Below are 4,489 nucleotides of genomic sequence, written 5' to 3' on the forward strand. Positions count from 1 at the left end.
ACCCAGGACCCGCAGCACCCGATGCACAGTGTCGACGTCGTCGATGTCCAGACCGCACAGCTCGCTGACCCGGATGCCGGTCGCATACAACAACTCCACGATCAACCGATCCCGCAGTGCGAGCGGATCACCTTGCTGGCAACCGGATTTCGCTGCTGACATGGCGGCAAGCGCTTGATCTTGCCGCAACACCGCCGGCAGTGTGCGACGCGTCTTCGGCGCCTGCAGGCGGGCGGCCGGGTCGTCGGTCATCAACCCTTGCCGAACCGCCCACGCGGTGAACGCCTTAACCGCCGAGGTGCGGCGCGCCAACGTCGTGCGGGCGGCGCCCGCACCGGCCCCGGCGGCCAGCCACGATCGCAACACCGGCAGACTCAGCCCACGCAGACCTGTTCCGGGCGAGCGATCGTCCACGAAATCGAACAACGATCGCAGATCGCCAAGGTAGGCGCGGCGGGTATGGGCCGAGCGACCGCGTTGCAGCGCCAAGAAGTCGTCGAACTCCTCGAGGATCGCCTCCACTACCCCACGGTCGCAGACATCGGCGGCCCGACTCAGCTGACGCGCCGCAAGGTGTCCGGAGTGAGATCGGCCAGCGATGTGTATCCGTCGACAGCCATCGTCAGGTCGGCTTCGGCCAGCAGAGCGCGCAGCACGTGCACGATGCCGTCGATGCCGCCCAGCGCTAGGCCGTAGGCATAGGGCCGCCCGATGCCCACGGCGGTCGCGCCGAGCGCGAGGGCTTTGACGATGTCGGCCCCGCTGCGGATTCCCGAGTCGAACAGCACCGGCAGCCCGTCGGCGGCCTCAACCACATCTGGCAGGCAGTCCAGCGCGGGCAAGCCGCCGTTGGCCTGCCGTCCGCCGTGATTGGAGCAGTAGATGCCGTCAACGCCGCCGTCTTTGGCGCGACGCGCATCGTCAGGGTCGCAGATGCCCTTGACGATCAGTGGCAGCGTGGTCAGTGAGCGCAGCCAGGGAAGGTCGTCCCAGGTGAGTGGGTTGCCGAAGATTTGCGCCCAACGCAGCACTACGGCCTGCGGGTTTTCCTCGGGTGGCGCCGGCAGACTGGCACGAAACACCGGGTCACTGGTGTAGTTGCTCAGGCAATGTCCGCGTAGCTGAGGAAAGTTCGCGGTGCTCAGGTCTCGCGGCCGCCAACCAGGCACCCAGGTATCGAGGGTGACGACGACCCCCTTGAACCCGGCCGCCTCGGCGCGATGCACAAGGCTGGCCGCCAGGTCGCGGTCGGTAGGCGTGTAGAGCTGAAAGAACCCCGGAGTCTCGCCGAACTCGGCGGCGACGTCTTCGAGCGGGTCGGTCGTCAACGTCGACATCACCATCGGGACCCCGGTGCGGGCAGCGGCGCGGGCCGTGGCCACGTCGCCGTGGCCATCTTGGGCGCAGATGCCGATCACGCCGATCGGCGCCATGAATACCGGTGACGGCAGTGTCATGCCGAACAGCTCGATCGACAGGTCACGTTCCTTGGCGCCGACGAACATCCGGGGCATCAGCCCCCATTTTTCAAAGGCGGCACAGTTGGCCCGCTGAGTGCGCTCGTCTCCGGCGCCGCCGGCAACGTACGACCACACTGACGGTGGCAGCGCCGCGGCGGCCTTGGCCTCCAGTTCGGCATAGGCCATCGGCAATGACGGCGCGACTCCGGACAGGCCTTGCAGGTAGATCTCGAACTGGTAGTCCCCAAATGCCATGGGGGTCAGAATGCCAGTCGACGATCAGTCAGCCGCGCCGGCCGCCGCCTCGGCAGCCGCGAGCTCCTTCTTCCACTGCCGGAACGTCTCTTCGGTGCGGCCGCGCCGCCAATAACCCGAGATCGACGCCCACTTCGCATCCACTTCGCGCTCTTTGCGGATATAGGGCCGGATGTTGTGCATGACCGCTTGCGCCTCGCCGTGGACGAAGACGTGCACCTGCCCGGGTAGCCACGGGGCCGATTTGACGGCCTCGATCAGCGGCGCGTGGTCGCCGGCTCGGTCCTCGCTGATCAGATCGGCTCGCCCGCCGCGGTAGATCCAATTGATTCCGACACCCTCTGGTGCGGTCAGCGGGATTTCGTTCTCGGGTTCGGCAATCTCGATGAATACTTGACCAATTGCGTTGGCGGGCAACGCTTCCAGTGCAACGCTGATGGCCGGCAATGCAGTCTCGTCACCGGCCAGCAAGTGCCAGTCGGCGGCCGGATCCGGGCTGTAGGCGCCACTGGGCCCCATCAGGTACACCGGCTGCCCGGGTTCGGCCGCTGCGGCCCACGGGCCGGCTGTGCCGTGCTCACCGTGCACAAGAATGTCGATCGCGATCTCGCGGGCGACCGGATCGGCCCGCCGCACGGTCAAGGTTCGAATTACCGGCTGCTTGGTGGCGGGCAGGTCGGCGAAACTGTCCAACGTCAACGGCTGCGACAGGCTGGCTGCATCGACGTCCTCAGCGACAAATACCAGCTTGACGTAGGAGTCGGTGAACTCGCTGGGCTTGAATGTGTCGAAGCCGCTGCCGCCGAGGACAACCCGGACCATGTGCGACGTGACTTCTTCGCGGCGCACCACTTCGAAGGTGTGCACTGGTCGACCGGCCACGCGATCCCTCCCCTTCAGAGCCCTTCAGAGCTGACCCCGTCGACTATACGAGCTGGCGGCTACGCCCCTGGCCCGCTGCGATTCCGAACGATTCGCCAGCGGCCGTCGTGTCGTTCGGCCAGGCCCGCAACCTCCAGCATCGCCAGCGGAGCCAGGATCCGGGTCGGTTCCAGCGCTGCGGCAACGGCGATCTCGTCGACCGTGGCGACTCCTCGTCCAGGTAGCGCCTCGTAAACCAGCCGCTCGTCGTCACTGAGCTCGTCCAGCGGCGTGGCAGGGCGCGACTGCTCGGGCGCCAACTCACCGATGCAACCCACCAGCTCGACGATGTCCTCGGCGCGGGTGATCACCTCGGCGCCGGTGCGCAGCAGGGCGTGGCATCCCGTCGACGCCGACGACGTCACCGGTCCGGGCACCGCGCCCACTATCCTGCCTAGCGCCCGCGCCCACGCGGCGGTGTTTGCCGCGCCACTGCGCAGACCGGCCTCCACCACGACCGCCGCGCCGGCCAACGCAGCAACCAGCCGATTGCGCGTCAGGAAGCGGTGCCGTGCAGGTCGTACCCCCGGCGGATATTCGGTTACCAACAACCCGTTGCTGGCGATTCGATGCAATAAGCCGGAATGCCCAGCGGGATAAGGGATATCAATCCCTCCCGCCAAGACTGCGACAGTGACGCCATCGACCGCGAGTGCGGCACGGTGGGCCGCACCGTCGATGCCGTAGGCCCCGCCGGAGACCACCGCGACGTCCCGCTCGGATAACCCCGCCGCGAGGTCGCCGGCGACGTGCTCCCCGTAGCTGGTTGCGGCTCGGGTCCCCACGACGGCGGCTGCCCGCTGCGCTGTCTCGTCGAGCCGTGCCGGGCCCACCGCCCACAACACCAACGGCGGCCTGCCCTGTGGCTTCGCCGCGACCGCGACGCTGTCGAACGCCGCGAGCGCCAGCAGTGGCCACTCGTCATCGTCGGGTGTGATCAACCGACCACCGCGGCGAGCAAGCAATTCGAGATCATCTGTGGCCCTGTCGATTTCGCGCCTCGCTTCGGTATGACGGGCCAGGTTGTCATTGACCTCGCCTCGTCGCACCCGTTCGGCTGCTTCGACCGGCCCGACACGATCCACCAACGCGGCCAGTTCAGCGCAGGGCGGTTCGACCACCCCGGACAGGTAGGCCCATGCGCGCAACGTCGAGTCGCTCATCGCGACGCTCCGGCTTGGCGAAAGCTCAATGCGACCGCCACGTCATCGCGTGCGGGTGATGTGCGACCGGCCAGGTCGGCCAAAGTCCACGCGACTCGCAGTGTCCGGTCGACGCCGCGGATACTCAGCAAGTCGCGTTGCAGCGCGCTGTGCAGTGGTTGCATCACCGCGCTGCCAAGCCGGAATCGGCGCCGCAGCAGTGTTCCGGTGACCTCGGCATTGGTGCGGAATCCGTGTGGGCGCCAGCGCTGCATCGCCGCATCACGTGCGCGTGCCACCCTGCTTCGGACCTGTGCCGTCGACTCGGCCTCGGCAGTTGCCAACGCGCTCATCGGCACCCGATGCATCTCGACCCGCAAGTCGACGCGGTCCAGTAGCGGACCGGACAAGCGGCCCAGATAGCGGCGTTTGACCGCTGCCGCGCACATGCAGTCACGCGGATCCCCCGGCGCGCAGGGGCACGGGTTAGCGGCCATAATGAGTTGAAAGCGGGCCGGATAACACGCCACCCCATCTCTGCGGGCCAGCCGAATCTCACCGTCCTCCAACGGCGTTCGCAACGCCTCCAACACGTTCACGTTTATCTCGGCGCATTCGTCGAGGAACAGCACCCCGCGGTGCGCCCGACTGACCGCACCGGGCCGCGCCATCCCCGATCCACCGCCGACCAATGCCGCAACGCTGGAGCTG

Annotated in this window: 5 protein-coding genes; all 5 read right to left on the reverse strand. The window is 67.5% G+C overall.

Annotation, left to right across the window (positions count from 1 at the left end):
* Nucleotides 1-522: site-specific integrase (locus tag WBF82_RS18440; RefSeq protein WP_424384398.1), on the reverse strand; the 522-nt coding region annotated here is incomplete at its 3' end.
* 32 nt (nucleotides 523-554) lie between these two features.
* Nucleotides 555-1,715, reverse strand: coding sequence for an alpha-hydroxy-acid oxidizing protein (locus WBF82_RS18445; protein WP_424384399.1), 1,161 nt, complete (start codon nucleotides 1,713-1,715; stop codon nucleotides 555-557).
* A 24-nt stretch (nucleotides 1,716-1,739) separates the two neighbouring features.
* Complete coding sequence (locus WBF82_RS18450) at nucleotides 1,740-2,597, reverse strand: siderophore-interacting protein (protein ID WP_424384400.1); 858 nt, start codon at nucleotides 2,595-2,597, stop codon at nucleotides 1,740-1,742.
* 59 nt (nucleotides 2,598-2,656) lie between these two features.
* Nucleotides 2,657-3,799 carry a DNA-processing protein DprA gene (gene dprA / locus WBF82_RS18455; RefSeq protein ID WP_424384401.1) on the reverse strand — a complete coding sequence of 381 codons (1,143 nt, stop codon included), beginning with the start codon at nucleotides 3,797-3,799 and terminating at the stop codon, nucleotides 2,657-2,659.
* Nucleotides 3,796-4,489: ATP-binding protein (locus tag WBF82_RS18460; protein ID WP_424384402.1), on the reverse strand; the 694-nt coding region annotated here is incomplete at its 5' end. The genes dprA and WBF82_RS18460, both read right to left, overlap by 4 nt.

The sequence above is a fragment of the Mycobacterium sp. genome (genome assembly GCF_049673265.1).
Taxonomy (GTDB): Bacteria; Actinomycetota; Actinomycetes; order Mycobacteriales; family Mycobacteriaceae; genus Mycobacterium.

What these genes read in the sequence shown, in the direction of transcription:
- WBF82_RS18445 (WP_424384399.1), bottom strand. Translation starts at nt 1,715, where the DNA reads ATGGCATTTGGGGACTACCAGTTCGAGATCTACCTGCAAGGCCTGTCC.
- dprA (WP_424384401.1), bottom strand. Translation starts at nt 3,799, where the DNA reads ATGAGCGACTCGACGTTGCGCGCATGGGCCTACCTGTCCGGGGTGGTC.